At 67.3% G+C, this 23,901-nt stretch carries 22 protein-coding genes; 20 read left to right on the forward strand and 2 right to left on the reverse strand.

Features of this window, described 5'->3' with window-relative positions:
* Nucleotides 1-121: 121 nt before the first annotated feature.
* Together GEV05_08850 and GEV05_08855 are read right to left on the reverse strand one after the other, a co-directional pair.
* Complete coding sequence (locus GEV05_08850; protein MPZ43495.1) at nt 122-643, reverse strand: dihydrofolate reductase; 522 nt, start codon at nt 641-643, stop codon at nt 122-124.
* A gap of 12 nt (nt 644-655) precedes the next feature.
* Entirely contained in the window at nt 656-1,450 is a 795-nt protein-coding gene (locus tag GEV05_08855; protein ID MPZ43496.1) for a thymidylate synthase, read from the reverse strand.
* A 67-nt stretch (nt 1,451-1,517) separates the two neighbouring features.
* Between GEV05_08855 and aroC the strand changes: the two genes are divergently transcribed.
* The 20 genes from aroC (at nt 1,518) to GEV05_08955 (ending at nt 23,894) form a co-directional block, all read left to right on the forward strand.
* The gene (gene aroC / locus GEV05_08860; protein MPZ43497.1) at nt 1,518-2,681 is read left to right on the forward strand and encodes a chorismate synthase; all 1,164 of its coding nucleotides are present in this window, start codon (nt 1,518-1,520) and stop codon (nt 2,679-2,681) included.
* A gap of 22 nt (nt 2,682-2,703) precedes the next feature.
* Entirely contained in the window at nt 2,704-3,849 is a 1,146-nt protein-coding gene (locus GEV05_08865; GenBank protein MPZ43498.1) for an MFS transporter, read from the forward strand.
* Between the two features lie 63 nt (nt 3,850-3,912).
* Nucleotides 3,913-5,331: a 3-isopropylmalate dehydratase large subunit gene (gene leuC / locus GEV05_08870; protein MPZ43499.1), complete on the forward strand. Its 1,419-nt coding sequence runs from the start codon at nt 3,913-3,915 to the stop codon at nt 5,329-5,331.
* A 10-nt stretch (nt 5,332-5,341) separates the two neighbouring features.
* Nucleotides 5,342-5,980, forward strand: coding sequence for a 3-isopropylmalate dehydratase small subunit (leuD, locus tag GEV05_08875; GenBank protein MPZ43500.1), 639 nt, complete (start codon nt 5,342-5,344; stop codon nt 5,978-5,980).
* 19 nt (nt 5,981-5,999) lie between these two features.
* On the forward strand, nt 6,000-7,064 hold the full coding sequence (leuB, locus tag GEV05_08880; protein MPZ43501.1) for a 3-isopropylmalate dehydrogenase: 1,065 nt from the start codon (nt 6,000-6,002) through the stop codon (nt 7,062-7,064).
* A gap of 35 nt (nt 7,065-7,099) precedes the next feature.
* Nucleotides 7,100-8,218, forward strand: coding sequence for an aspartate-semialdehyde dehydrogenase (gene asd, locus GEV05_08885; protein ID MPZ43502.1), 1,119 nt, complete (start codon nt 7,100-7,102; stop codon nt 8,216-8,218).
* Between the two features lie 263 nt (nt 8,219-8,481).
* Nucleotides 8,482-11,259, forward strand: coding sequence for a hypothetical protein (locus GEV05_08890; protein MPZ43503.1), 2,778 nt, complete (start codon nt 8,482-8,484; stop codon nt 11,257-11,259).
* 78 nt (nt 11,260-11,337) lie between these two features.
* Nucleotides 11,338-12,123, forward strand: a complete 786-nt coding sequence (truA, locus tag GEV05_08895; protein ID MPZ43504.1) for a tRNA pseudouridine(38-40) synthase TruA — start codon at nt 11,338-11,340, stop codon at nt 12,121-12,123.
* Between the two features lie 5 nt (nt 12,124-12,128).
* Entirely contained in the window at nt 12,129-12,752 is a 624-nt protein-coding gene (locus tag GEV05_08900) for a phosphoribosylanthranilate isomerase (protein MPZ43505.1), read from the forward strand.
* Nucleotides 12,745-13,938: a tryptophan synthase subunit beta gene (gene trpB / locus GEV05_08905; protein MPZ43506.1), complete on the forward strand. Its 1,194-nt coding sequence runs from the start codon at nt 12,745-12,747 to the stop codon at nt 13,936-13,938. The genes GEV05_08900 and trpB overlap by 8 nt, the downstream gene beginning before the upstream one ends.
* Before the next feature lie 31 nt (nt 13,939-13,969).
* On the forward strand, nt 13,970-14,770 hold the full coding sequence (locus GEV05_08910; GenBank protein ID MPZ43507.1) for a tryptophan synthase subunit alpha: 801 nt from the start codon (nt 13,970-13,972) through the stop codon (nt 14,768-14,770).
* A 129-nt stretch (nt 14,771-14,899) separates the two neighbouring features.
* Nucleotides 14,900-15,772 carry an acetyl-CoA carboxylase carboxyltransferase subunit beta gene (locus GEV05_08915; GenBank protein ID MPZ43508.1) on the forward strand — a complete coding sequence of 291 codons (873 nt, stop codon included), beginning with the start codon at nt 14,900-14,902 and terminating at the stop codon, nt 15,770-15,772.
* Between the two features lie 35 nt (nt 15,773-15,807).
* The gene (gene folC / locus GEV05_08920; GenBank protein ID MPZ43509.1) at nt 15,808-17,067 is read left to right on the forward strand and encodes a bifunctional tetrahydrofolate synthase/dihydrofolate synthase; all 1,260 of its coding nucleotides are present in this window, start codon (nt 15,808-15,810) and stop codon (nt 17,065-17,067) included.
* Between the two features lie 60 nt (nt 17,068-17,127).
* A complete protein-coding gene (locus tag GEV05_08925) occupies nt 17,128-17,748 on the forward strand; it encodes a hypothetical protein (GenBank protein ID MPZ43510.1) in 621 nt (206 codons plus the stop codon).
* A 21-nt stretch (nt 17,749-17,769) separates the two neighbouring features.
* Nucleotides 17,770-18,261, forward strand: coding sequence for a CvpA family protein (locus GEV05_08930; GenBank protein ID MPZ43511.1), 492 nt, complete (start codon nt 17,770-17,772; stop codon nt 18,259-18,261).
* Nucleotides 18,262-18,279: 18 nt separating this feature from the next.
* Nucleotides 18,280-19,800: an amidophosphoribosyltransferase gene (gene purF, locus GEV05_08935; protein ID MPZ43512.1), complete on the forward strand. Its 1,521-nt coding sequence runs from the start codon at nt 18,280-18,282 to the stop codon at nt 19,798-19,800.
* Nucleotides 19,801-20,062: 262 nt separating this feature from the next.
* Complete coding sequence (locus tag GEV05_08940; GenBank protein ID MPZ43513.1) at nt 20,063-21,235, forward strand: O-succinylhomoserine sulfhydrylase; 1,173 nt, start codon at nt 20,063-20,065, stop codon at nt 21,233-21,235.
* Between the two features lie 121 nt (nt 21,236-21,356).
* Entirely contained in the window at nt 21,357-22,001 is a 645-nt protein-coding gene (locus GEV05_08945) for a protein-L-isoaspartate(D-aspartate) O-methyltransferase (protein MPZ43514.1), read from the forward strand.
* Between the two features lie 220 nt (nt 22,002-22,221).
* Nucleotides 22,222-23,334 (forward strand): transglutaminase, encoded by a 1,113-nt coding sequence (locus tag GEV05_08950; protein MPZ43515.1) that lies wholly within the window; start codon nt 22,222-22,224, stop codon nt 23,332-23,334.
* 2 nt (nt 23,335-23,336) lie between these two features.
* Nucleotides 23,337-23,894 carry a redoxin domain-containing protein gene (locus tag GEV05_08955; protein ID MPZ43516.1) on the forward strand — a complete coding sequence of 186 codons (558 nt, stop codon included), beginning with the start codon at nt 23,337-23,339 and terminating at the stop codon, nt 23,892-23,894.
* The last annotated feature ends 7 nt before the right edge of the window (nt 23,895-23,901 follow it).

A 23,901-nucleotide genomic window follows, 5' to 3' on the forward strand; every position in this document is an offset into this window, starting at 1 on the left:
GCGCGTTCGCGCAGCCCTTCATCGCGTTCGCGCAGCACCTCGGCACCGATCGTCTGCTGCGCCGCCGGCGCGGGGCAGTGCATGGCGACGGCAGCCAGCAGGACAGCGGCCAGGAAGCGTCTCACACGACGTGCTCCGTGCCGGCTACGCGGTGGTAGATTTCGAGCACCCACGCAAGCGGATTGGTTGCGTCCGGCGGATGCGACTCGCTGCTCACGCAGCGCCACGCGGCCGGATCGACGTGCGGCATGAAGGTGTCGCCCTCGATGTCGATCTCGACCGTGGTGAGATAGATGCGCTGCGCCAGCGGCAGTGCCAGGCGGAAAATCTCCGCGCCGCCGATGACGAAGATTTCCTCGTCCTGGGCAGCCAGGCCAAGCGCCTGCGGCAGCGAGGCGGCGATCAACGCGCCCTGCACGCGCAAGTCCGGATTGCGCGTGACGATGACCGTGGTGCGCCCGGGAAGCAGCCGCCCGATCGATTCCCAGCTCTTGCGCCCCATGACGATGTGATGGCCCATCGTGAGCTGCTTGAAGCGAGCGAGCTCCGCCGGGATGCGCCACGGAATAGCATTGTTGCGGCCGATGACGCGGTTGCGGCTCATCGCCACAATCAGCGAGATGCGCGGCTGCCCGGCTGCCATCGTCCGCGTTCGCTAGACGGCGACCGGCGCCTTGATGGCCGGATGCGGATCGTAGCCGACGAGCTCGAAATCCTGGTAGCGGAACGCGAACAGATCGTCGATTGCGGGATTGAGCCGCATGCGCGGCAGCGCGCGCGGCGTGCGTACAAGCTGTTCGCGCGCCTGCTCGAGATGGTTCAGATAAAGATGGGTGTCGCCGCAGGTATGGATGAATTCGCCCGGCCGCAAGCGGCACACCTGCGCGATCATCAACGTGAGCAATGCGTAGGAGGCGATGTTGAACGGCACGCCCAGGAACAGATCGGCGCTGCGCTGATAGAGCTGGCAGGAAAGGCGCCCGTCCGCCACGTAGAACTGGAACAGCGCATGGCACGGCATCAGCGCCATCCGCGGCAGGTCGGCCACGTTCCAGGCCGAGACGAGCATGCGGCGCGAATCCGGGTTGGTCTTCAGCTCCGCCAGCACCTGTGCGATCTGGTCGATGTGGCGGCCGTCGGGCGCGGGCCAGGAGCGCCATTGATGGCCGTAGATCGGACCCAGGTCGCCGCGCCCGTCGGCCCATTCGTCCCAGATGGTGACGCCGTGCTGCTTGAGATAAGCGATATTGGTGTCGCCGGCGAGGAACCAGAGCAGCTCGTGCACGATGGACTTCAGGTGCACGCGCTTGGTCGTGAGCAGCGGAAAGCCGCGCTCGAGATCGAAGCGCAGCTGCGGGCCGAACACGCTCAAGGTGCCGGTCCCGGTGCGGTCGCTCTTGCGGCTGCCGTGCTCCAGCACGTGGCGCATCAGGTCGAGATATTCGCGCATGCGGTCGGTTCCAGGGGTTCGACGCTATGTTAAACTGCTCCGCCGATTCCATCGAGTGGCCTCTAGCATGTCCGGCAATACCCTCGGTCGGCTCTTCTGCGTGACCTCCTTCGGCGAGAGCCACGGTCCGGCCATCGGATGCGTGGTCGACGGCTGTCCGCCCGGCCTGGCGCTCGGCCCCGAAGACATCCAGAAAGAGCTGGACCGGCGCAAACCCGGCACCTCGCGCCACGTCACGCAGCGGCGTGAGGACGACATCGTCGAGATCCTCTCGGGCGTGTTCGAAGGCCGCACCACCGGCACGCCGATCGGGCTCATCATCCGCAACGTCGATGCGCGCAGTCGCGACTACAGCAAGATCGCGGATCTGTTCCGTCCCGGGCACGCCGACTACACCTACTGGCAGAAGTACGGCATCCGCGACTATCGCGGCGGCGGCCGGCAATCGGCGCGCGAGACCGCGGTGCGGGTGGCCGCCGGCGCGATCGCGAAGAAGTGGCTCAACGAGCGTTATGGCATCGTCGTACGCGGCTACCTCGCCGCGCTGGGGCCCAACGTGGTCGCGTTCAAGGACTGGGAGACGGTGCATCGCAATCCGTTCTTCGTCGCCGACGAAGCCGTCGTTGCCGAGCTCGAAGCCTTCATGGACCGGCTGCGCAAATCGGGGGATTCGTGCGGCGCGCGCGTGAACGTGGTCGCGCACAACGTGCCGGTCGGCTGGGGCGAGCCGGTGTACGACAAGCTCGATGCCGACATCGCCTACAACATGATGAGCATCAACGCGGTCAAGGGCGTGGAGATCGGTGCCGGCTTCACTGCGGTGACGCAGAAGGGCACCGAGCACTCGGACGAGATGTCGCCCGAGGGTTTTCTCTCCAACAATGCGGGCGGCATTCTCGGCGGCATTTCGACCGGGCAGGATGTCGTGGTCAGCATCGCGATCAAGCCGACCTCGAGCATCCGCCTGGAGCGCCGGACCATCGACAAGCAGGGCCAGGCGGGGAGCATCGAAACGCACGGCCGTCACGATCCGTGCGTCGGCATCCGCGCCACGCCGATCGCCGAAGCGATGCTCGCGCTCACGCTCATGGACCACGCGCTGCGCCACCGCGCGCAGAACGCCGACGTCGAATGCGCCACGCCGCGCATCGCGAGCCTCGCGCCGGAAGCGGTGATCGCGCAACTGCGCGCGGCCGAGCGGGTGGAGAACCCGGAGCCCGACGAAGCCTGATGCGCTCGCGCGCCGCCGTGCCGTGAGCCGCAGTCTGTATTGGCGGCTGGCGGGCTTCTACTTTTTCTACTTCGCCTACATTGGCGCGTTCGCGCCTTACTTCTCGCTCTACCTCGATGCGCTGGGCTACGGCGCGGCGCTGATCGGTCTGCTGCTGGCCTTGCCGCAGGCCATGCGCATTGTTGCCGCCCATCTCTGGGCCTATCTCGCCGATCGCTATCGCAGCCGCGTGCGCGTGACCTGCCTCGCCGGCCTCGTGGGCACGATCACGTTTGCCGGCGTGTTCGCCGGCACCCAGGTCGCGTGGCTCGCGCTCTGCCTGGCGCTGTGGAGCTTCTTCTGGAGCGCGGCGCTGCCGCTCATGGAGACGACCACGCTCGACCACCTGGCGGGGCGCAGCGGCTACTATGGCCGCATCCGGCTATGGGGCTCGATCGGCTTCATCGTCGCGGTGATCGGCGTGGGCTGGCTGCTCGATCGCAGCCCCATCGTCGTGCTGCTGTGGATACTGGGCGCGACCATGGTCGGCATCCTGATTTCGACCTGGACCGTGCCCGAGCCCGGCTTGCACGAGGAGGAGAAGCACGCGGCCGAGCCGATCCGCAACGTGCTGCGGCGAGCCGACGTCATCGCGCTCATCGCCGCCTGCTTCATGATGGCCGTGGCGCACGGGCCTTACTACACCTTCTTCTCCCTGCACCTGGTCGCTCACGGTTACAGCAAAACCGCGATCGGCTGGTTGTGGGGCGTGGGCGTGATCGCCGAGATCGCGGTGTTCGCCGCGTTGCCCTGGCTGTACCGCAGTTTCAGCGCGCAGCGCCTGCTGGCCGCGAGCTTCGTGCTGGCGGTGCTGCGCTTCGTCCTGATCGCCTGGTTCGCGGACGTGGCCCTCGTGCTCTTTTTCGCGCAACTGCTGCACGCCGCCACCTTCGGCGTATTCCATTCCGCCGCGCTGGCGCGCGTGCAGGAATTCTTTCGCGGACCCAACGCCTCGCGCGGCCAGGCCGTTTACTCCAGCCTCTCTTTCGGCCTGGGCGGGACCCTCGGCGGCCTGGGCAGCGGCGTGGCCTGGGAGCGCGTGGGCGCCGGCTGGACCTTCAGCGCCGCGGCGCTGTGCGCGCTGCTAGGGCTGGTGCTGCTCGCTGCCGTGCGGCCGCGGAGGGGGTGATACGTTCAGGCTCCGGATGAGTTGTGACATAATTTCCTGCTTTCACCCGCATCCGTCATCGCCATGAGCGCCAAGACACTCTACGACAAGCTTTGGGAGAGCCACCTCGTCCGCCAGGACGCCAACGGCACGGCTCTCATCTATATCGACCGTCACCTCGTGCACGAGGTGACGAGCCCGCAGGCCTACGAGGGGCTGAAGCTCGCCGGGCGCAAGGTCTGGCGCACCGAGTCGGTCGTGGCCACCGCCGACCACAACACCCCGACGCGCGACTGGGACCAGGGGCTCGACGGGATGCGCGATCAGATCGCCAAGCTGCAGGTCGTGACCCTGGACAAGAACATCAAGGAGCACGGCGCGAAGGCGTACTACCCCTTTCTGGATCAGCGCCAGGGCATCGTGCACGTGATCGGGCCCGAGTTGGGGGCGTCGCTGCCCGGCATGACCATCGTCTGCGGCGACTCGCACACGAGCACGCACGGGGCGCTGGGCTGTCTCGCATTCGGCATCGGCACGAGCGAGGTCGAGCACGTGCTCGCGACCCAGTGCCTGGTGGCCAAGAAGACCAAGATCATGCTCGTCAAAGTCGAAGGCGAGACCGGCCCGGGCGTCACCGCCAAGGACATCGTCCTCGCCGTCATCGGCAAGATCGGCAGTGCGGGCGGCTCGGGCTATTCCATCGAGTTCGGCGGCTCGGCGATCCGCGCGCTCAGCATGGAGGGGCGCATGACCGTGTGCAACATGTCGATCGAGGCGGGCGCGCGCGCCGGCATGGTTGCGGTCGACGACAAGACCATCGAATACGTGCGCGGGCGGCCGTTCGCGCCCAAGGGCGAGCAGTGGGAAAAGGCAGCCGCGTACTGGCGCACGCTCACGAGCGACCCGGATGCGAAGTTCGACAAGGTGGTCGAGATCGATGCTGGCGCGATCCAGCCGCAGGTGACGTGGGGCACCAATCCGCAGATGGTGGCGCCGATCGACGGCCGGGTGCCGGATCCTATGCAGGAGCCCGATCCGACCCAGCGCGAGTGGATGCAGCGCGCGCTCAAGTACATGGGCCTTGCGCCGAACACGCCGATCGCCGAGATCGCCATCGACAAGGTCTTCATCGGGTCGTGCACCAATTCGCGCATCGAGGATCTGCGCGCGGCCGCGGCCGTGGCGCGTGGCCGCAAGGTGGCAAGCTCGGTGAAGCTCGCCCTGGTGGTGCCGGGCTCGGGGCTGGTCAAGCGCCAGGCCGAGGCCGAGGGCCTGGACAAGATTTTCGTCGAAGCCGGATTCGAATGGCGCGAACCGGGCTGCTCGATGTGCCTGGGCATGAACGAAGACCAGATCGGGTCCGGCGAGCGCTGTGCGTCCACCTCGAATCGCAACTTCGAGGGCCGTCAGGGCGCGGGCGGGCGCACCCATCTGGTGAGCCCCGCCATGGCTGCGGCGGCTGCGGTCGCCGGGCGCTTCGTCGACGTGCGCACGCTGCAATAGAGGACATCGCATGGACAAGTACCAATCGCGCGAAGGACTGGTCGTACCGCTCGACCGCGCCAACGTCGACACCGACGCCATCATTCCGAAGCAGTTCCTGAAAGCGATCGGGCGCAGCGGCTTCGGCCCCAACCTGTTCGACGAGTGGCGCTACCTGGACCACGGCGAGCCCGGCATGGACAACGGCAAGCGGCCGCTGAATCCCGATTTCGTGCTGAACCAGCCGCGCTATCGCGGCGCCCAGGTGCTGGTCGCGCGCGAGAACTTCGGCTGCGGCTCCTCGCGCGAGCACGCGCCGTGGGCGCTGCAGGATTACGGCTTCACCACCATCATCGCGCCGAGCTTCGCCGATATCTTCTTCAACAATTGCTTCAAGAACGGGCTGCTCGCGATCGTCCTGGACGCAAGAGTGGTCGACCAGATCATCAAGGAGGCGCAGGCCACACCCAACTATCGGCTTGCCGTCGACCTCGATAGCCAGACCATCACCACCCCCGGGCGCCAGGAGCTGCGTTTCGACGTCGATCCGTTCCGCAAGCACTGCCTGCTGAACGGCCTGGACGAAATCGGCCTCACCCTCGAGCGCGCGGACGAGATCCGCGCGTTCGAAGCGAGGCACGAGGCTGCGCAGCCGTGGCTGTTCGCGTGACGCCGATCCAGGCAAGGCGATGAAGATCGCGCTGCTTCCCGGCGACGGAATCGGGCCCGAAATCGTCGCCCAGGCGGTCAAGGTGCTGAAAGCGCTCGACGGTCTGCCGCTGGAGCTCGAGCAGGCGCCGGTCGGCGGTGCGGCCTACGACGCGAGCGGCGAGCCGCTGCCGGCCGCCACGCTGGCGCTCGCGCGCAAGGCCGATGCGATCCTGTTCGGCGCAGTCGGAGACTGGAAGTACGACAGCCTGCCGCGCGAGAAACGACCCGAGCAGGCGATCCTCGGCCTGCGGCGCGAGCTGGAGCTGTTCGCCAACCTGCGCCCGGCGCTGCTGTATCCGGAATTGGCGGGCGCTTCGTCGCTGCGGCCGGAAGTGGTGTCCGGGCTGGACATCCTGATCTTGCGCGAGCTCACCGGCGACATCTATTTCGGCAAGCCGCGGGGGGTGCGGCGGCTGCCCAGTGGCGAGCGCGAAGGCTTCGATACCATGACCTATACCGAGGGCGAGATCCGGCGCGTCGCGGAGCTCGGCTTCGAGCTCGCGCGCAAGCGCGCCCGCAAGCTCTGCTCGGTGGACAAGGCGAACGTGCTCGAGACCAGCCAGTTCTGGCGCGATATCGTGACCGATACGGCCAAGCGCTACCCGGATGTCGCCTTGAGCCACATGTACGTCGACAACGCCGCCATGCAGCTCGTGCGCAACCCGAAGCAGTTCGACGTGATCGTCACCGGCAATCTCTTCGGCGACATCCTCTCGGACGAGGCGTCGATGCTCACCGGCTCGATCGGCATGCTGCCTTCGGCATCGCTGGATGCAGCCGGAAAAGGGTTGTACGAACCGATCCACGGCTCGGCGCCCGACCTCGCCGGCAAGAACGCCGCCAACCCGCTCGCCACCATACTTTCGGCGGCGATGATGCTACGCTATACGTTCGATCGGACGGACGCCGCCGAGCGCATCGAGCGCGCGGTGCGCACGGTGTTGCAGCAAGGCTATCGCACCGCCGATATCCATGAAGCCGAGGCGCGTCAAGTCGGCACGGCGGAGATGGGCGACGCGGTGGTCGCCGCGCTGCGCGCCTGAGCGGCGCCCGGTGCGAGACGAGAGATGGAACGGCAATGAAAACGGACGTGGGATTCATCGGCTGGCGCGGCATGGTCGGCTCGGTGCTGATGCAGCGCATGCGCGAGACGGGCGACTTCGGGCGTATCGAGCCCGTGTTCTTCAGCACGTCCAGGCCCCTGCCGAAGCCACCGGACATCGACCGCGCAGTCGCCCCGGTTGCCGACGCTCACGATATCGAGCGCCTCAAAGCGCTGCCGGTGCTGGTCTCCTGCCAGGGCGGCGATTACACCAGCGAAGTCCACCCCAGGTTGCGAGCGGCCGGGTGGAAGGGCTACTGGATCGATGCCGCATCGCCGCTACGGATGAAAGACGATGCGACGATCGTGCTCGATCCGGTCAACCGGCCGGTGATCGACCAGGCGCTCGCCGCCGGCGGGCGCGACTACATCGGCGGCAACTGCACGGTGAGCCTCATGCTGATGGGTCTGGCGGGGCTGTTCAAGGAAGACCTGGTGGAATGGGCTACGGCCATGACCTATCAGGCGGCTTCCGGAGCCGGCGCGCAGCACATGCATGAACTGCTCGACCAGATGGGCGAGCTGCACGAGGCTGCGCGGCCTGCGCTCGGCGACCCGGCAGCCCGTATTCTCGATATCGACAAGACGGTGCACGCCGCGATGCGCCGTGCCGACTTTCCGCGCCAGCATTTCGAGCACCCGCTCGCGGGCAGCGTGCTCCCCTGGATCGACAAGGATCTCGGCAACGGCCAGAGCCGCGAGGAGTGGAAGGCGCAGGCGGAAGCGAACAAGATCCTGGGCAAGCGCAACGGTTCCGAAGTCATTCTGGACGGTATTTGCGTCCGTATCGGCACCATGCGCTGCCACAGCCAGGCGCTCACCATCAAGCTCAGGCGCGATTTGCCGCTGCCGGAGATCGAAAGCCTCATTGCAGGCGGCAACGAGTGGGTGAAGGTCGTGCCCAACGAAAAGGCAGCGACACTCAATGAGCTCACGCCCGCGGCCGTCAGCGGTTCGCTCGATATCCCGGTGGGGCGCTTGCGCAAGTTGCCGATGGGCGGGGAGTACCTGACGGCGTTCACCGTCGGCGACCAATTGCTTTGGGGAGCGGCTGAGCCGCTGCGGCGCATGCTCGAGGTGCTTCACACCCGATGAGGTGCGGTTGCGGCACGGACCGGAACCCGGCTCCGGCGCAAGGACCGAGGCCGGTCCGAGCAAAAAGACCGGGGCCGGTGCGGGCAAAAGGACCGGGTCCGGTCCGATGCCATAAACGCGGAATAGAGGGGAGAAACGGGCGAAGCCCGGCAAGCTGTGGCGTTTACGCCACGCGCATCATTCTTCCGATGCGTTACGGGGCTTGCGGCGATTCTTTAATGGGCCTCTTAGCTTGCATCGATAACCCCATGATGTTAGCTTAAATGTGCCAAAAAACGATCAGGGTGGCGGGAGTGGGCAAGAAATCGTTAATTGCTTCGTTGGTCACGCTGGCCTTGGGGCTTTCGCCCGCCGCCGGATACGCCGCCGGTCTCGGCAGACTGACGCTCCATTCGGCCATCGGTCAGCCCCTGCGGGCGGACGTCGAGCTGGTCTCGGTGCGCCCCGATGAGTTTTCAACCCTGACGGCGCGGGTCGCTTCGCCCGACGCCTATCGCAACGCCAATATCAACTACAACTCGGCGCTCGTGGGCGCGCGTGCAACGGTCGAACGCCGTCCCGGCGGCGGCGCATACATCCGGGTGACGTCCGGCCGCCCGATCGAAGAGCCGTTCATCGATCTGCTGATCGAGCTCACCTGGAGTACCGGCCGGCTGGTGCGCGAGTACACGGCACTGGTCGACCCGCCCGGTTTTGGCAGCACCCAGGTCGCGACGCCGAGCGCGGTTCCCGCTGACCGGCCCGCGCTGGCAGCGCCCGTGGCTGCCCCGTCGGCTCGGGCAGCGGCGAGTCCGGTCGATAGCGGCGAGCGTACCTATGGGCCGGTGCAGCCGGGCGATACGCTGCGCAAGATCGCGACCGGGGCGAAGCCCGAAGGCGTGAGCCTGGATCAAGTTCTGGTGGGTATCTTTCGCAGCAATCCGGACGCGTTCATCAGCAACAACATGAACCTGCTGCGCACGGGGCGCATCCTGCGCATTCCGGATGCGGCCGAGCTGGGCAAGGTATCGAGCGCCGAAGCGGGCAACGAGATCCGTGTCCAGACCGCGGATTGGAAGGCGTACCGGCAGCGCGTCGCCGGCGCTGTTCCCGAGACTCCGGTGGCCGGCACGCGCGCCGCAGCCGGCAAGGTGACGACCAAGGTGGAAGAGACGGCGCCGGCCGCGCCGCCGGGCAAGGAGGTCGTCAAGGTTTCCAAGGGCGCGCCGGAGGCGGCTCCCGGCGCGGCCGACAAGGACCTGCAGGACCGCATCCGCGTCCTGGAAGAAGAGGCCACTGCGCGCGAGAAGACGCTCAAGGATTCGAACGAGCGCATCGCCTCGCTGGAAAAGACGCTGAAGGACATGCAGCGGCTGCTGGAGATGAAGAGCATCCCGGTGCCGCCGCCGGTCACTGTCGCGCCGCCCGCTGAGAAGCCCGAGCCCGCGCAGCCGCCAGTCGAGGCCGCCAAGCCGGATGCGCCCGCACCGGCCGTACCGCCGCTGACCGAAGCGAAGCCTGAAGCCGCACCGCCCGCGCCCCAACCGAAGGCGGAGGCGAAGAAAGCCGAACCGCCCCCGCCCCCGCCCCCGCCACCCCCGCCGGTCGAGGCATGGTACGAGGATCCGACGCTGCTGGGCGGCGCGCTGCTGGGGCTCGGTCTGCTGGGCGGGCTCGCCTACGTCATGGCGCGGCGCCGGCGCAGCGACGATCGGCTGACGGCAGAGCCGAGCTTGCGCACCGCGCCGGTCGCGGCGCCCTTGGGCCCGACGGCGGCGTCCGAAGCCGCCATGCCGATTGCGGACGCGACCACAGAAATGCCGGCGGCGCCGGCGGCTGCAGCCGCCGTGGCGGGGGACGACGTCGACCCCATCCAGGAAGCCGACGTCTACATTGCGTACGGTCGCGACGCCCAGGCCGAGGAGATCCTGAAGGAGGCGCTCGCCAAGGATCCGACCCGGCAGGAGATCAGGCTGAAGCTGCTGGAGATCTACGCCGCGCGCAAGAGCAAGAATGATTTCAACGCCTTGGCGGAGGACCTGCACAAGTCGAGCCGTGGCCGCGGCGATACGTGGCTCAAGGCCGCGACCATGGGCTTCGCGCTCGATCCGGACAATGTTCTGTACGCGGCGGGCAAGGACAGCACCATCGCCTCGCCGGTCGGGGTGGCCACCGATGTCAACCTCGATTTCGACCTCGACATGGTCACTGCGGCCGGCGCGCCGACCACCGTCACCGACCTGCCGCTCGACGCCGGCGAAGACCCGACGGTGAAGACCATGGCGCTCTCTCCCGAGCGCATGGAGGCGCTGCGCACCGAAGGTGCGGTGAGCACAAGACCGGCCACGGATACGCATCCGATCGTGCCCGACATCGATCTGACCGACCCCCATACCGCGCCCAAGACCGACATCACGCTCGATCCGGCGGCGCGTTCGGGCCCGATCACCGATCTGAACCTGGACCTGCCGAAGACCGCCACCGACTCGAACGTCATCGACTTCGAGTTCGACCCCGGTAAGACCATGAAGATCGAACCGGCCGCCGCGGCGGCTTTCGATCAGACGGTCATCATCTCGCCGGAGAACCAGGCGCAGGCGCGCGATCTCGGCGTCGAGATCGACCTGGGTTCGCTGGATGCTCCGGCGCCGACCATTCCGCAGGGCAGCGCCATGCCGCCGGTGACGGCAGCCGATACGACCGCGGACATCTCGTTCGATTTCGAGCTTCCGGCCCAATCGCCGCCGACGGCCGATATGGTAGTGCCGCCGACCGACATCAAGCTCGACGTGCCGGAGTTCAAGCCGGCGGATACCACCACCATCGATTTCGCGCTCGACACCGTGTCACTCGATCTGGGCGGCGCCGAGAAGTCCGAAGCTGCCGGCGCGCCCGCGCACGACGATCACTGGTACGACGTCCAGACCAAGTTCGACCTGGCCAAGGCGTATCAGGAAATGGGCGACAAGGAAGGCGCACGCGAAATTCTGGCCGAGGTGATCAAGGAAGGCGACGCGCAGCAGCAGGCCGAAGCCAACGAGCTGCTGTCGAAGCTGGATTGAGATCGGCCGGCGGAATCTTTCGGCGCCGCTCGCCACTACACGATGCCCCCTGCGACGGGGGCATTTTCTTCTCCCCACATGCGCGTCGCCCTGGGAATCGAATACGACGGACGCTGCTTCTGCGGCTGGCAAAGCCAGCCCGACGGCTGCGGGGTGCAGGACGCGCTCGAGCGCTCGCTGGCTCAAATCTGCGGGCAGTTCGTGCGTGTTGCCGCGGCAGGACGCACCGACAGCGGCGTCCATGCGACCGCGCAGGTCGTGCACTTCGACGCGCCGGTCGAGCGCCCGCTCAGCGCATGGGTGCGCGGCGTCAACAGCTCGCTCGACGACGGCGCCGCGGTGCTGTGGGCGCAGCCGGTTGCGCCGCAATTCCATGCGCGTTTCTCCGCCACCGGCCGCGGCTATACCTACCTCCTGCTCGATCGCGCCTCGCGGCCGGGGCTTGCGGCCGGCCGTGTCGGCTGGTTCCATCGCACGCTCGATGTCGGCCGCATGCAGGAAGCGAGCCGCCTGCTGCTCGGGGTGCACGACTTCAGCGCCTTTCGCGCCGCCGAATGCCAGGCGCAATCGCCCTCGCGCGAGCTGCGCAGGCTGGATATCGAGCGCCGCGGCGAGCTGATCGTCATGCGCTTCGCCGCCAATGCGTTTCTGCAGCGCATGGTGCGCAATATCGTGGGCAGCCTCGTCTACGTCGGCAACGGCCGCCATTCGCCGCAATGGCTGGGCGAGCTGCTCGCGGGTCGCGAGCGCTCGGCCGCGGCGCCCACCTTCGCGCCCGACGGGCTGTATCTCACCGCGGTGGAGTACGATAGTGCCTGGGGGCTGGCTCTGCCATGCGCGCGCGAGCCCCTGATCATGGCCTGATCGCAATGCCGACCCGAATCAAGATTTGCGGCATCACCCGCGCCGAGGATGCGCTTGCCGCCTGCGCGGCCGGCGCCGATGCGCTGGGGTTCGTCTTCCATGCGCCCAGCCCGCGCAACATCGCCCCGGACAGCGCGCGCGAGATCATCGCCAGGCTGCCGCCGTTCGTGAGCACGGTGGGCCTGTTCGTCGATCGCGCGGCTGCCGAAGTCGAGCGCGTGCTCGCGCGCGTGCCGCTCGACCTGCTGCAGTTCCACGGCGACGAAGCGCCCGAGCTCTGCGGGCGCTTCGGCCGGCCGTACTTCAAGGCCGTTCGCATGCGCCCCGAGGTCGATTTGCTAGAATACGCGCGCCGGTTCGGGCGCGCGCGCGGTCTGCTGCTCGATGCCTATGTCAGCGGCACGCATGGCGGCACGGGAACGCGTTTCGACTGGCGTCTCGTTCCGCCAAACCTGCCCCTGCCGATCGTGCTTTCCGGCGGGCTCACTGCGCAGAACGTCGGCGCAGCAGTGCGGGCCTTAAGGCCGTGGGCGGTGGACGTGAGCAGCGGTGTCGAGGCCGCCAAGGGCATCAAGGATCCGCAGCGGATCCGCGACTTCATAGCAGGAGTACGACGTGCGGATGCATGACCTTCCCGACGAGAAGGGCCATTTCGGGCGCTACGGCGGCGTGTTCGTCGCCGAGACCTTGATGGCGGCGCTGGAAGAGCTGAAGGACGCGTATTTCCGTTGCGCTGCCGATCCCGAATTCCAGGCCGAGATCGAATACGATCTCGAGCATTACGTCGGTCGCCCAAGCCCCATCTACCACGCCCGCCGCTGGTCCGATCATCATGGCGGCGCCCAGCTCTATCTGAAGCGCGAGGACTTGAACCATACCGGCGCGCACAAGATCAACAACGTGCTCGGGCAGGCGCTGCTCGCCCGTCGCATGGGGAAAAAGCGCGTGATCGCCGAAACCGGCGCCGGCATGCACGGCGTGGCCGCGGCCACGGTCGCGGCGCGTTTCGGGCTGGAGTGCATCGTCTACATGGGCTCCGAGGACGTGAAGCGTCAGGCGGCCAACGTCGCGCGCATGAAGATGCTCGGCGCCGAGGTGGTCCCGGTCGAGTCCGGATCGAAGACCCTGAAGGATGCGCTCAACGAGGCGATGCGCGACTGGGTCACCAACGTGAGCTCCACGTTCTACATCATCGGCACGGTGGCGGGTCCGCATCCCTATCCCATGATGGTGCGCGACTTCCAGGCCATCATCGGACGCGAGTGCAAGGCACAGATGATGGCGCTCGCGGGCCGCCATCCGGACGCGGTGATCGCCTGCGTCGGCGGCGGCTCCAATGCGATGGGCATCTTCCACGCGTATATCCCGGAAGCATCGGTGCGGCTGATCGGAGTCGAGGCCGCCGGCGAAGGCATCGAGACCGGCAAGCACGCGGCGACCTTGTGCGCCGGCACGCCCGGGGTTCTGCACGGCAACCGCACGTATCTATTGCAGGATGCCGACGGCCAGATCCAGGAAACGCATTCGATCTCGGCCGGGCTGGATTACCCCGGCGTCGGCCCCGAGCACGCATGGCTGCGCGACAGCCAGCGCGCCGAATACGTCGCCGCGACCGACGTCGAGGCGCTCGCCGCCTTCCATGCGCTGTGCCGGCTCGAAGGTATCATTCCGGCGCTCGAATCGAGCCATGCGCTGGCGCACGCGGCCAGGCTCGCGCCGACGCTGCCGAAGGATGCCATCATGCTGGTGAATCTCTCCGGGCGTGGCGACAAGGATATGCACACGGTTGCCGCCCGTTCCGGCATGACGTTGTAGTGAAGCTTCCACGGCCGAAGGCCCGAACGACGTGTCCCGCATAGCCGCAACTTTCGAGCGCCTGCGCGCTGAAGGCCGCAAGGCGCTGATTCCGTATTTCACCGCCGGCGACCCCGATCCGGGCGCAACCGTCGCGATCATGCACGCGCTCGCGCAGGCAGGCGCGGACGTGATCGAGCTGGGCGTGCCGTTTTCGGACCCGATGGCCGATGGCCCGGTCATTCAGCGCTCGTCCGAGCGCGCGCTGGGCAAGGGCATGACGCTCGCCCGCATCCTCGAGCAGGTGAGCGAGTTTCGCCGCCGCGACCCGCGCACGCCGGTCGTCCTGATGGGCTATGCGAACCCGATCGAGGCGATGGGCTGCGAGCGCTTCGCCGAGCGGGCAGCGGCGAGCGGCGTGGACGGCGTCCTGGTGGTCGACTATCCCCCGGAAGAAGCGCAGGAGTTTGCCGGCTTGCTGGAACCGCGCGGGATCGACTCGATTTTCCTGGTGGCGCCGACCACGACCGATGCCCGCATGCGCGAGCTGGCAGCGGCCGCGCGCGGCTATATCTATTATGTCTCGCTCACGGGAGTGACCGGCGCCTCGCATTTCGACCTCGCCCCGGTCGAGCAAAAACTCGAGCGGCTGCGCCAGGCGACGAACCTTCCGATCGGTGTCGGCTTCGGCATCCGCGACGGAGCGACGGCTCGCGCCGTGGCGCGCGTTGCCGATGCGGTTGTCATCGGCAGCGCGCTGGTGCAGCGGCTGGCCACTGCCGATGCGGCGGGCGCGCCCGCATGTGCCGCCGAATTCGTGACGGGCATCCGCCAGGCGATGGATGCGCGGTAACGAGCCGGGCATAGTGCCGGTGCGCCGACGCCGCGCTCCCTCACCCCCAACTCCTCTTTCGGAGGGAGAAGGGAGTGTGCAGCCCTGCGTGGATTCAGCCATGCTGCGAAAGCTCGCTGAGGAGCTGCAATGAGCTGGCTGCAAAAGCTGCTTCCGCCGAGGATCAAGCGCGAGGACGGTTCGCCGCGCAAGGCCGTGCCGGAAGGATTGTGGTCGAAGTGCGAAGCGTGCGAGTCCGTTCTCTACCGCACCGAGCTGGAAAAGAACCTGTGGGTATGCCCGAAATGCGGCCATCATGGCCGTATCGGCGCACGCGCACGCATCGATATGCTGCTCGACCCGGAAGGACGCGACGAGATCGGCGCCGAGGTCACGCCGCTCGATCCGCTCAAGTTCAAGGACAGCCGCCGCTATCCCGACCGGCTGCAGGAAGCCCAGGCCGAAACCGGAGAAACCGATGCGCTGGTGGTCGTCCAGGGCAGCATCCTCACCGTGCCGGCGGTCGTGGCCGCGTTCGAATTTCGCTTCCTCGGCGGCTCGATGGGCTCGGTGGTGGGCGAGCGCATGGTGCGCGCAATCGACTGCTGCGTGGAGAGCCGCATCGCGTTCGTGTGCGTGGCGGCAAGCGGCGGCGCGCGCATGCAAGAAGGGCTCTTCTCGCTCATGCAGATGGCCAAGACCTGCACCGCGCTTACACGCCTGGCGGCGGCCGGGCAGCCGTTCATCTCGGTGCTGACCGATCCGACCATGGGCGGGGTGTCGGCGAGCTTTGCGATGATCGGCGACGTTGTGGTGGCCGAGCCGCGCGCGCTGATCGGATTCGCCGGTCCGCGCGTCATCGAGCAGACCGTGCGCGAGACCTTGCCCGAGGGCTTTCAGCGCGCCGAGTTCCTGCTCGAGCACGGCGCGATCGACATGATCGTCGACCGGCGTGAGCTACGAACGACGCTGGCGCGCACGCTCGCGCTTCTCACCCATCGGCCGGTGCCCGTGGCGCAATGAGACGGCTCGCCACGCGAGCGTGGATTTGAGCTCGGATGGACTCGCTCGCGCAATGGCTCGATCGGCTGGAGCGGCTGCATCCGCGGTCGATCGACCTGGGGCTCGAGCGGGCGGAGGCGGTGCGCGCGCGTCTGGGACTCGTCCTCGCCATGCCGTTGTTCGTGGTCGGCGGCACCAACGGCAAGGGCTCGGTGTGCGCGCTGCTCGATGCGATGTTGCGCTCGGCCGGCTACCGCAGCGGGCTCTATACGTCGCCTCACCTCTTGCGTTACAACGAGCGGGTGCGCATCGACGGCGCCGAGGCGAGCGATGCCGCGCTGGTCGGCGCGTTCGAGCGCGTGGATCGAGCCCGCGGCGATATCTCGCTCACGTATTTCGAGTTCGGTACGCTGGCGGCGGCGCTGCTGTTCGCCGAGGCTGCGCTCGATTGCGCGGTGCTGGAGGTCGGCCTGGGCGGGAGGCTCGATGCGGTGAACGTGTTCGATGCCGATTGCGCGCTGCTGACCAGCGTCGACCTCGACCACACGCAGTACCTCGGCTCGACCCGGGAGGCGATCGGATACGAAAAGGCCGGCATCTTTCGTCCGGACCAGCCGGCGATCTGCGCCGATCCCGATCCGCCGGCCAGCGTCGTCGCGCAGGCACGCGGCCGCGGCGCCCGGCTGCTGCGTATCGGGCAGGATTTCGGTTACGTCGAGGGACACATGCAATGGCGCTATTGGGGCCCCGGCGGCAAGCGCTCGGGGTTGCCGTATCCCGCATTGCGCGGGGTGCATCAGCTGGCCAACGCGGCCGCTGCCATGACCGCGCTGGATCAACTGCATCAGCGACTGCCGGTGCCCATGCAATCGATTCGCACCGGGCTCGTAGCCGTGGCCTTGCCGGGGCGCTTCCAGGTGCTGCCCGGCCGGCCCGCGGTGATCCTCGATGTGGCCCATAACGCACATGCGGCGCACGCGCTGGCGCGAACGCTGCGCAGCCACGGACGCCATGCGCGCACGTTCGCGGTGTTTGCAATGCTCGTGGACAAGGATATCGGCGCGGTGATCGACGCCGTCAAGGACGCGATCGATTGCTGGCATGTCGCGTCGCTGCACGGCAGCCGCGGCACCGAGGCGGGCACGCTCGCCGCGTTGCTCGCTGCACGCGATCCCGGCAAGCCCGTAAGCAGCTTCGATTCGCCGCTGGCGGCGTTCCACGCAGCGCGGCGATGCGCGGGCGACGATGATAGAATCGTCGTGTTCGGATCGTTCTACACGGTGTCCGATATCATGAGCGCGCTCGCCGCGCCGTAATCGCAGCAGCCCTGAGCTGCCCCCCTGAATTCGAACGCGCAAGGTCACTGAACCCAGCGGATGGCAAGAGCAGCGCCGAGCGACGAGCAAGTCCAACTGCGTAGACGTGCCAGGCGTCGCCTGATCGGCGCCATCGCGCTCGTGACCGTCATCGCCGTGGTGTTGCCCTGGGTGCTCGAACACGAGCCGCGTCCGAGCGAAGAAGAAATCGCGATCCAGATTCCCTCGCCCGACGCCGGCAGCTTCGATGCGCGCTCGGCGGGCAAGGATTCCGCGCCGAATCCGGCTGGCACGGGCGAGCCTGCCGGCGCCGGCCGGGACGACGCGTTGCGCGCCGAGCAGGATAGGATTCTCGCCCCGCCCGAAAAGCCGAGCGCCGAGGACAAGCCGGAGACGGCAGCGGCCGAGCCGAAGAAGAAGGCGGCCGATTCACGCGAATCGGCTGCGGCGAAGCAGTCGTTCGTGGTGCAGATCGCCGCACTCGCCGATGCCGACAAGGCGCGCGACATCCAGCAGGCGCTCGCGGCCAAGGGGCTCGAGGCGTACACCGAAAAAATCAAGTCGGCCAATGGCGACATGACGCGCGTTCGAGTCGGTCCCTTTCCCAGCCGCGAGGCCGCGGAGAAAGAGCGCACGCGCTTGCAGGCGCTCGGCTTCGAGGGCAATGTCACCCCGCGCTGAGCGCGGCTCGCGAAGCGCTGAATGACCATCGTCGACTACGCCGTGCTCGCCATCGTGGCGCTGTCGGTGCTGATCAGCGTGTGGCGGGGGGCGGTGCGCGAAATCCTCGCGCTCGGCGCCTGGATACTGGCCTTCCTGACCGCTCAGGCCTATGCCGCCCCGGTTGCCGCGTATCTGCCGGCTTCGATCGAGAGTCCGGGCTTGCGTCTGCTGGCCGGTTTCGCGGCCGTTTTCGTGCTGGTCCTGCTCTTGACGACGCTCGTTGCCGTCGCCATCTCCAGCTTGTTGCGCAGCGCCGGGCTGGGCCCCGTGGATCGCGGGCTCGGGGCGATTTTCGGCTTGGCGCGTGGTATGCTCGTCGTCATTATTCTCGTGCTGCTGTGCGGGCTTACGGCCTTTCCGCGCACGCCTGCGTGGCGCGACGCGATGCTGAGCGCCCCGCTGGAGGCTGCTGCGGCCTCGGTCATGCCGCTTTTGCCCGACGAGCTGGCGCGGCGAATCAGTTTCGATTGAAAGCCTCCGGTATCTGACATGTGCGGAATCGTCGGGGTCGTCGCCAAAGGGGCCGTGAACCAGCTGCTCTACGATGCGCTGCTGGTGCTGCAGCACCGCGGCCAGGACGCGGCCGGCATCGTGACTTGCGAAGGGGCCTCGTTCCACATGCACAAGGGCTCGGGCTTCGTACGCGACGTCTTTCGTACCCGCGACATGCGCTCGCTGCTTGGGAACATGGGCATCGCGCATGCGCGCTATCCGACGGCGGGCTCGGCCTGGGCCGCCGCCGAAGCCCAGCCTTTGTACGTCAATTCGCCGTTCGGCATCGTGCTGGCGCACAACGGCAACCTCACCAACACCGAACAGCTGAAGAACGAGCTGTTCCGCGACGACCTGCGCCACGTCAATACCAACTCGGACTCCGAGGTGCTGCTGAACGTGTTCGCGCACGAGCTGCAGATGGCGGTGTCGGGCCGGGCCATCGATCCGGCAACCGTGTTCCAGGCGGTGGCGGGCGTGCATCGCCGCTGCCGCGGCGCATACGCCGTGGTGGCGATGATCGCGGGCTTCGGCCTGATCGCTTTTCGCGATCCGTATGGAATCCGGCCGATCGTGTTCGGGCGCGCGGAAACCGAGCGCGGCATGGAATACCTGGTCGCTTCGGAAAGCGTGGCGCTCGATACGCTCGGCTTCGAGCTCGTTCGCGACGTCGATCCGGGCGAGGCGATCCTGATCGATGCCGATGGCAACTTCTACAGCCAGCAGTGCGCGTCGCAGCACTCGCTCAACCCGTGCATCTTCGAGTACGTATATCTCGCCCGGCCGGATTCGCAGATCGACGGTATCTCGGTGTACCAGACGCGGCTCAACATGGGCGAGAGCCTGGCGCAGAAGATCAAGCGCGCCTACCGCCGGTTGGACATCGACGTCGTCATTCCGATCCCGGACTCGAGCCGCCCGGCCGCCATGCAGCTCGCCAAAGGGCTGGGGCTGCCGTATCGCGAGGGCTTCATCAAGAATCGCTACATCGGCCGTACCTTCATCATGCCGGGGAAGGCGGTGCGCAAGAAGTCCGTGCGCCAGAAGTTGAACGCCATCGCGCAGGAATTCAAGGGCAAGAACGTGCTGCTGGTGGACGATTCGATCGTGCGCGGGACGACCAGCCGCGAGATCGTGCAGATGGCGCGCGAATCGGGCGCCCGGCGCGTGTTCTTCGCCTCGGCTGCGCCGCCGGTGCGCTATCCCAACGTCTATGGCATCGACATGCCCACGCGCGAGGAGCTGATTGCCACCGGGCGCTCGAACGAGCAGATCGCGCGCGAGATCTGCGCCGACGAGCTCATTTATCAGGACCTGGAGGCCCTGGTCGAGGATGTGCGGCAGGTCAACCCGCGCGTGCCGGATTTCGAAGCCTCCTGTTTTTCGGGCCGCTATGTGACCGGCGACGTTACCCCGGCCTACCTCGCGGGCGTGGAGGCGCAGCGCCGGCATTCCGCGCCGCGCACTGAAGACAGCGGCAGCGGCCAGCTGGATCTCAACCTGGTGCTGACGGAGTAGCGGGGGTGCATCGCAGCGAAATCGGATCGCGGCAGCAAAGCAGCAGCCGTGTCAACGCGGCGGTTGACAGCCCGGTCCGGCTTACGTAGGCTCTCAGTTCGCGCCGATTTGATGCTTCAGCTTGCGGGCGCGTAATAAATTCCGCTAAAGCGAGGGTCGTAAGCCCGCTTTGGCATTGTGCCCAAGCGGGCTTTTGCATTTCTGGCGGAGGACGAGACGAGTGCCGGGCCGGCCGCGGCCTGCCGGCATTCACGTGACGGTCATGAGCGAAGACTACCAGTTCGAAACGCTGGCCGTGCGCGCCGGCATCCATCGCAGCCAGTTCGCCGAGCACAGCGAAGCGATGTACCTCACGTCGAGCTTCGTATACGAGAGCGCGGCACAGGCTGCAGCGCGCTTCGCAGAGAAGGAAGCGGGCTACATCTATTCGCGCTTCACCAATCCCACCGTCACCACCCTGCAGGAGCGGCTTGCGGCGCTCGAAGGCGCGGAAGCCTGCATCGCGACGGCCTCAGGCATGTCGGCCATCCTCGCCTGCGCCATGAGCCTGCTGCAAAGCGGGGATCACGTCATCGCATCGCACAGCATTTTCGGTTCCACGGTGCAGCTGTTCGGGGGCATCCTCAAGCGCTTCGGTATTGCCACCACGTTCGTGTCCCCGACCGATGTCGGGGCGTGGGAGAAAGCGCTCACTGCGCAGACCAAGCTGCTGTTCGTGGAAACGCCATCCAATCCGCTGACCGAGATCGCCGATGTTGCGGCGCTGGCTCGGCTCGCCCATCGCGCCGGCGCGGCGCTTGCGGTCGACAACTGCTTTTGTACGCCCGCGCTGCAGCGTCCAATCGCGCTCGGAGCGGATATCGTGATCCACTCGGCGACCAAGTACCTCGACGGTCAGGGCCGCATCGTCGGCGGGGCCGTGCTCGGGCGGCGCGACTTCATCATGGGCTCGGTCTATCCCTTCATGCGCACGGCCGGCCCGACCCTGAGCGCCTTCAACGCCTGGGTGATCCTCAAGGGGCTGGAGACGCTGCGCGTGCGTATGGAAGCGCATGCCGCAAATGCGGCCGAGCTGGCGCGCTGGTTGGAGAACCAGAGCGCGATCGAGCGGGTCTACTATCCGGGGCTGCCGTCGCATCCGCAGCACGAGCTGGCCATGCGCCAGCAGCGCAGCGGCGGCGGCATCGTGTCGTTCGATGTCCGGGGCGGCCGCGAAGGGGCCTGGCGCGTCGTGGACGCGACCCGCATGCTGTCGATCACGGCCAACCTGGGCGACACGAAGAGCACCATCACGCATCCGGCTTCGACCACCCATGGACGCATCAGCGCGGAAGCCCGGGCTGCAGCCGGTATCGGCGAAGGCCTCCTGCGCGTCGCCGTCGGGCTCGAAGCGATCGAGGACATCAAGGCCGATCTCGCGCGCGGGCTGCGCTGACCCGGGCTTGCGGCGACGGTTGATCCTCGCAATGCTGGGAGTTGCTGTCATGTCGACACTGCCGCCGGACGAAGCCGCAGCCGCAGCCACGCAAGCGGCCCTTGCCGCCGAGCGCGACCGCATGGTCGGCGAGATCGCCCGGATGGCGCAGGAGACCGCTACCGAAACCGGACACGGCCGCTTCTCCGACGCGGTGATGAACGCAATGCGCACGGTTGCGCGCCACCGCTTCGTCGATCCGAGCCAGGAGCGCTCGGCCTACCGCAATCATCCACTGCCGATCGGCCGCGGCCAGACCATCTCGCAGCCTTACATCGTCGCGCTCACCACCCATCTGGTGATGCCACAGAAGCATCACCGGGTGCTGGAGATCGGGACCGGCTCGGGCTACCAGGCCGCGGTGCTGTGTGAGCTCGTGCAGCACGTGTACACGGTGGAGATCATCGAAACCCTGGGGCACGTGGCGCAGCGGCGACTCGCAGCGCTGGGCTATGGCAACGTTTCGGTGCGCATCGGCGACGGCCATGCGGGCTGGCCCGAGCATGCACCGTATGACGGCATCGTCGTCACCGCAGCGGCGAGCCATGTGCCGCCGGCACTGGTCGCGCAATTGAAGCCGGGCGGGCGCATGGCGATCCCGATCGACTCCCGGCTCGGCGGCCAGCAGTTCACCCTGGTCGAGAAAGCGATGGACGGCAGCATCAGCCAGCGCGCGGTGCTGCCGGTGATGTTCGTGCCGATGACCGGCGGCAAGCCGAAATCTTGAGCAAATCGCGCCCAGCGGTTATCCTGCCTCCCCTCGCGGATTCTTCCAGGCAGGACCATGATTCGCCTCACGCCGCATGCAAGTGTTCGCGCCGCTGCCCGCAGCGGTTGGCTGCGCCGGCGAGCGGGCTGCCCGCCTCGGCCTCCCTCCTCGGGCTGAACGCGGTCACGTCGTGCACGTGGCGAGCCCTTTGTCCACCACCGTCACCGAGGACTCACACATGAACCGACGCCGTTTCGTAAAGCTCGCAACCGCAGTTCCGCTCACAGTCACCGCCGCTTCCCTTGCGGGGTTCGTGCGCGATGCATGGGCTCAACAGAGAACGTATACGCCGCGCCCCGGGAAATGGCGCACTTTCGAGGTGACGACCCAGGTCGAGATCCTCTTCCCGGTAGGCGCGACCCGCATCTGGCTGCCGCTGCCTTCGGTCAATTCCGACTACCAGAAGTCGCTCGACAACAAGTGGAATGCGACCGGCGCGCAGACGCGCGTGACCGAGGACGGAAAATACGGTGCCAAGATGCTCGTGGTCGAGTTTCCGGCCGGCACGGCCAAGCCGGCCGTGCAGGTCGTGAGCCGCGTCTCCACCCAGGATCGGGCGGTGGATTGGTCGAAGAAAGGTGCTGGCGCCAAGGAGGATCCAGCGGCCCTCAAGCGCTGGCTGCAGCCCACCGAGCTGATACCGACCGACGGCATCGTGCGCAAGACGGCCGAGGCCGCCGTTCGCGGCAAGCAGGGCGATCGCGACAAGGCGCAGGCACTGTACGACTGGGTGGTGATCAACAGCCACCGCGAACCCAAGACGCGCGGCTGCGGGGTCGGCGACATCAAGGCCATGCTGGAAAGCGGCAACCTGGGCGGCAAGTGCGCGGACATCAATGCCTTGTTCGTGGGCCTGGCGCGCTCGGTCGGCATCCCGGCGCGCGACGTCTACGGCGTACGGCTTGCGCCGTCGGCTTTCGGTTACAAGACCTTGAGCGGCAACAGCGCGAACATCACGCGCGCGCAGCACTGCCGCGCCGAAGTTCACCTCGCCGACTACGGCTGGGTGGCGATGGATCCGGCGGACGTAACCAAGGTCATGCGCGAGGAAACGTCGGAATGGATCAAGTCGCCCTCGCACGCGCTGGTCGCGCCGGTGAAGCAGGCGCTGTTCGGGGCATGGGAGGGCAACTGGCTTGCCTACAACGTCGCGCACGATGTCGCGCTGCCTGGCGCCAAAGGGCCGAAGATCGGCTTCCTGATGTATCCGAACGCCGAGACCGAGAAAGAGCGCCTCGACAGCCTCGATCCCGCCAACTTCAAGTACACGATCAGCGCGCGCGTCGTGTAGCGATGGCCGGGCTCGCCGCGCGGGCGGGTCGCTGCTGGGCTCGCCTGGGCTTGATCGTCGTGTTGGGGTTTGCGGGCGCGTCGCACGCCGCCGCGCCCGTGACCGGGAAGCTCGTCGTGCCGGCCACTGCAGCGGTCGCGCCACTGGAACTGCGCGACATGGCGGGAAAGCTGCATCGCCTGTCCGACTATCGCGGCAAGGTCGTGCTGGTGAACTTCTGGGCGAGCTGGTGCGAGCCGTGCCGCGACGAGATGCCGTCCATGAACGTGCTCAAGCAACGCATGGACGGCATTCGCAAGGACGCCTTTGTCGTGCTCGCCGTCAACTACGCCGAAAACGAGATACGCATCGGCACGTTCCTGCAACAGCAGCCGCTCGATTTTCCGGTGCTGCTCGATCCGTTCAGCGAGGTGTGGCGGGCGTGGAAGCCGGGATTGCTGCCGGCGAGCTTTCTGATCGGGCGCGACGGAGGGCTGCGCTACAGGGTGCTGGGCGAGCTCGATTGGGCCGGACCCGAAGCCGAGCGGGCCGTGCGCGGCCTCATGCAGGAAAAACCGTAGCTGCCAA

The sequence above is a fragment of the Betaproteobacteria bacterium genome, assembly GCA_009377585.1.
Taxonomy (GTDB): Bacteria; Pseudomonadota; Gammaproteobacteria; order Burkholderiales; family WYBJ01; genus WYBJ01.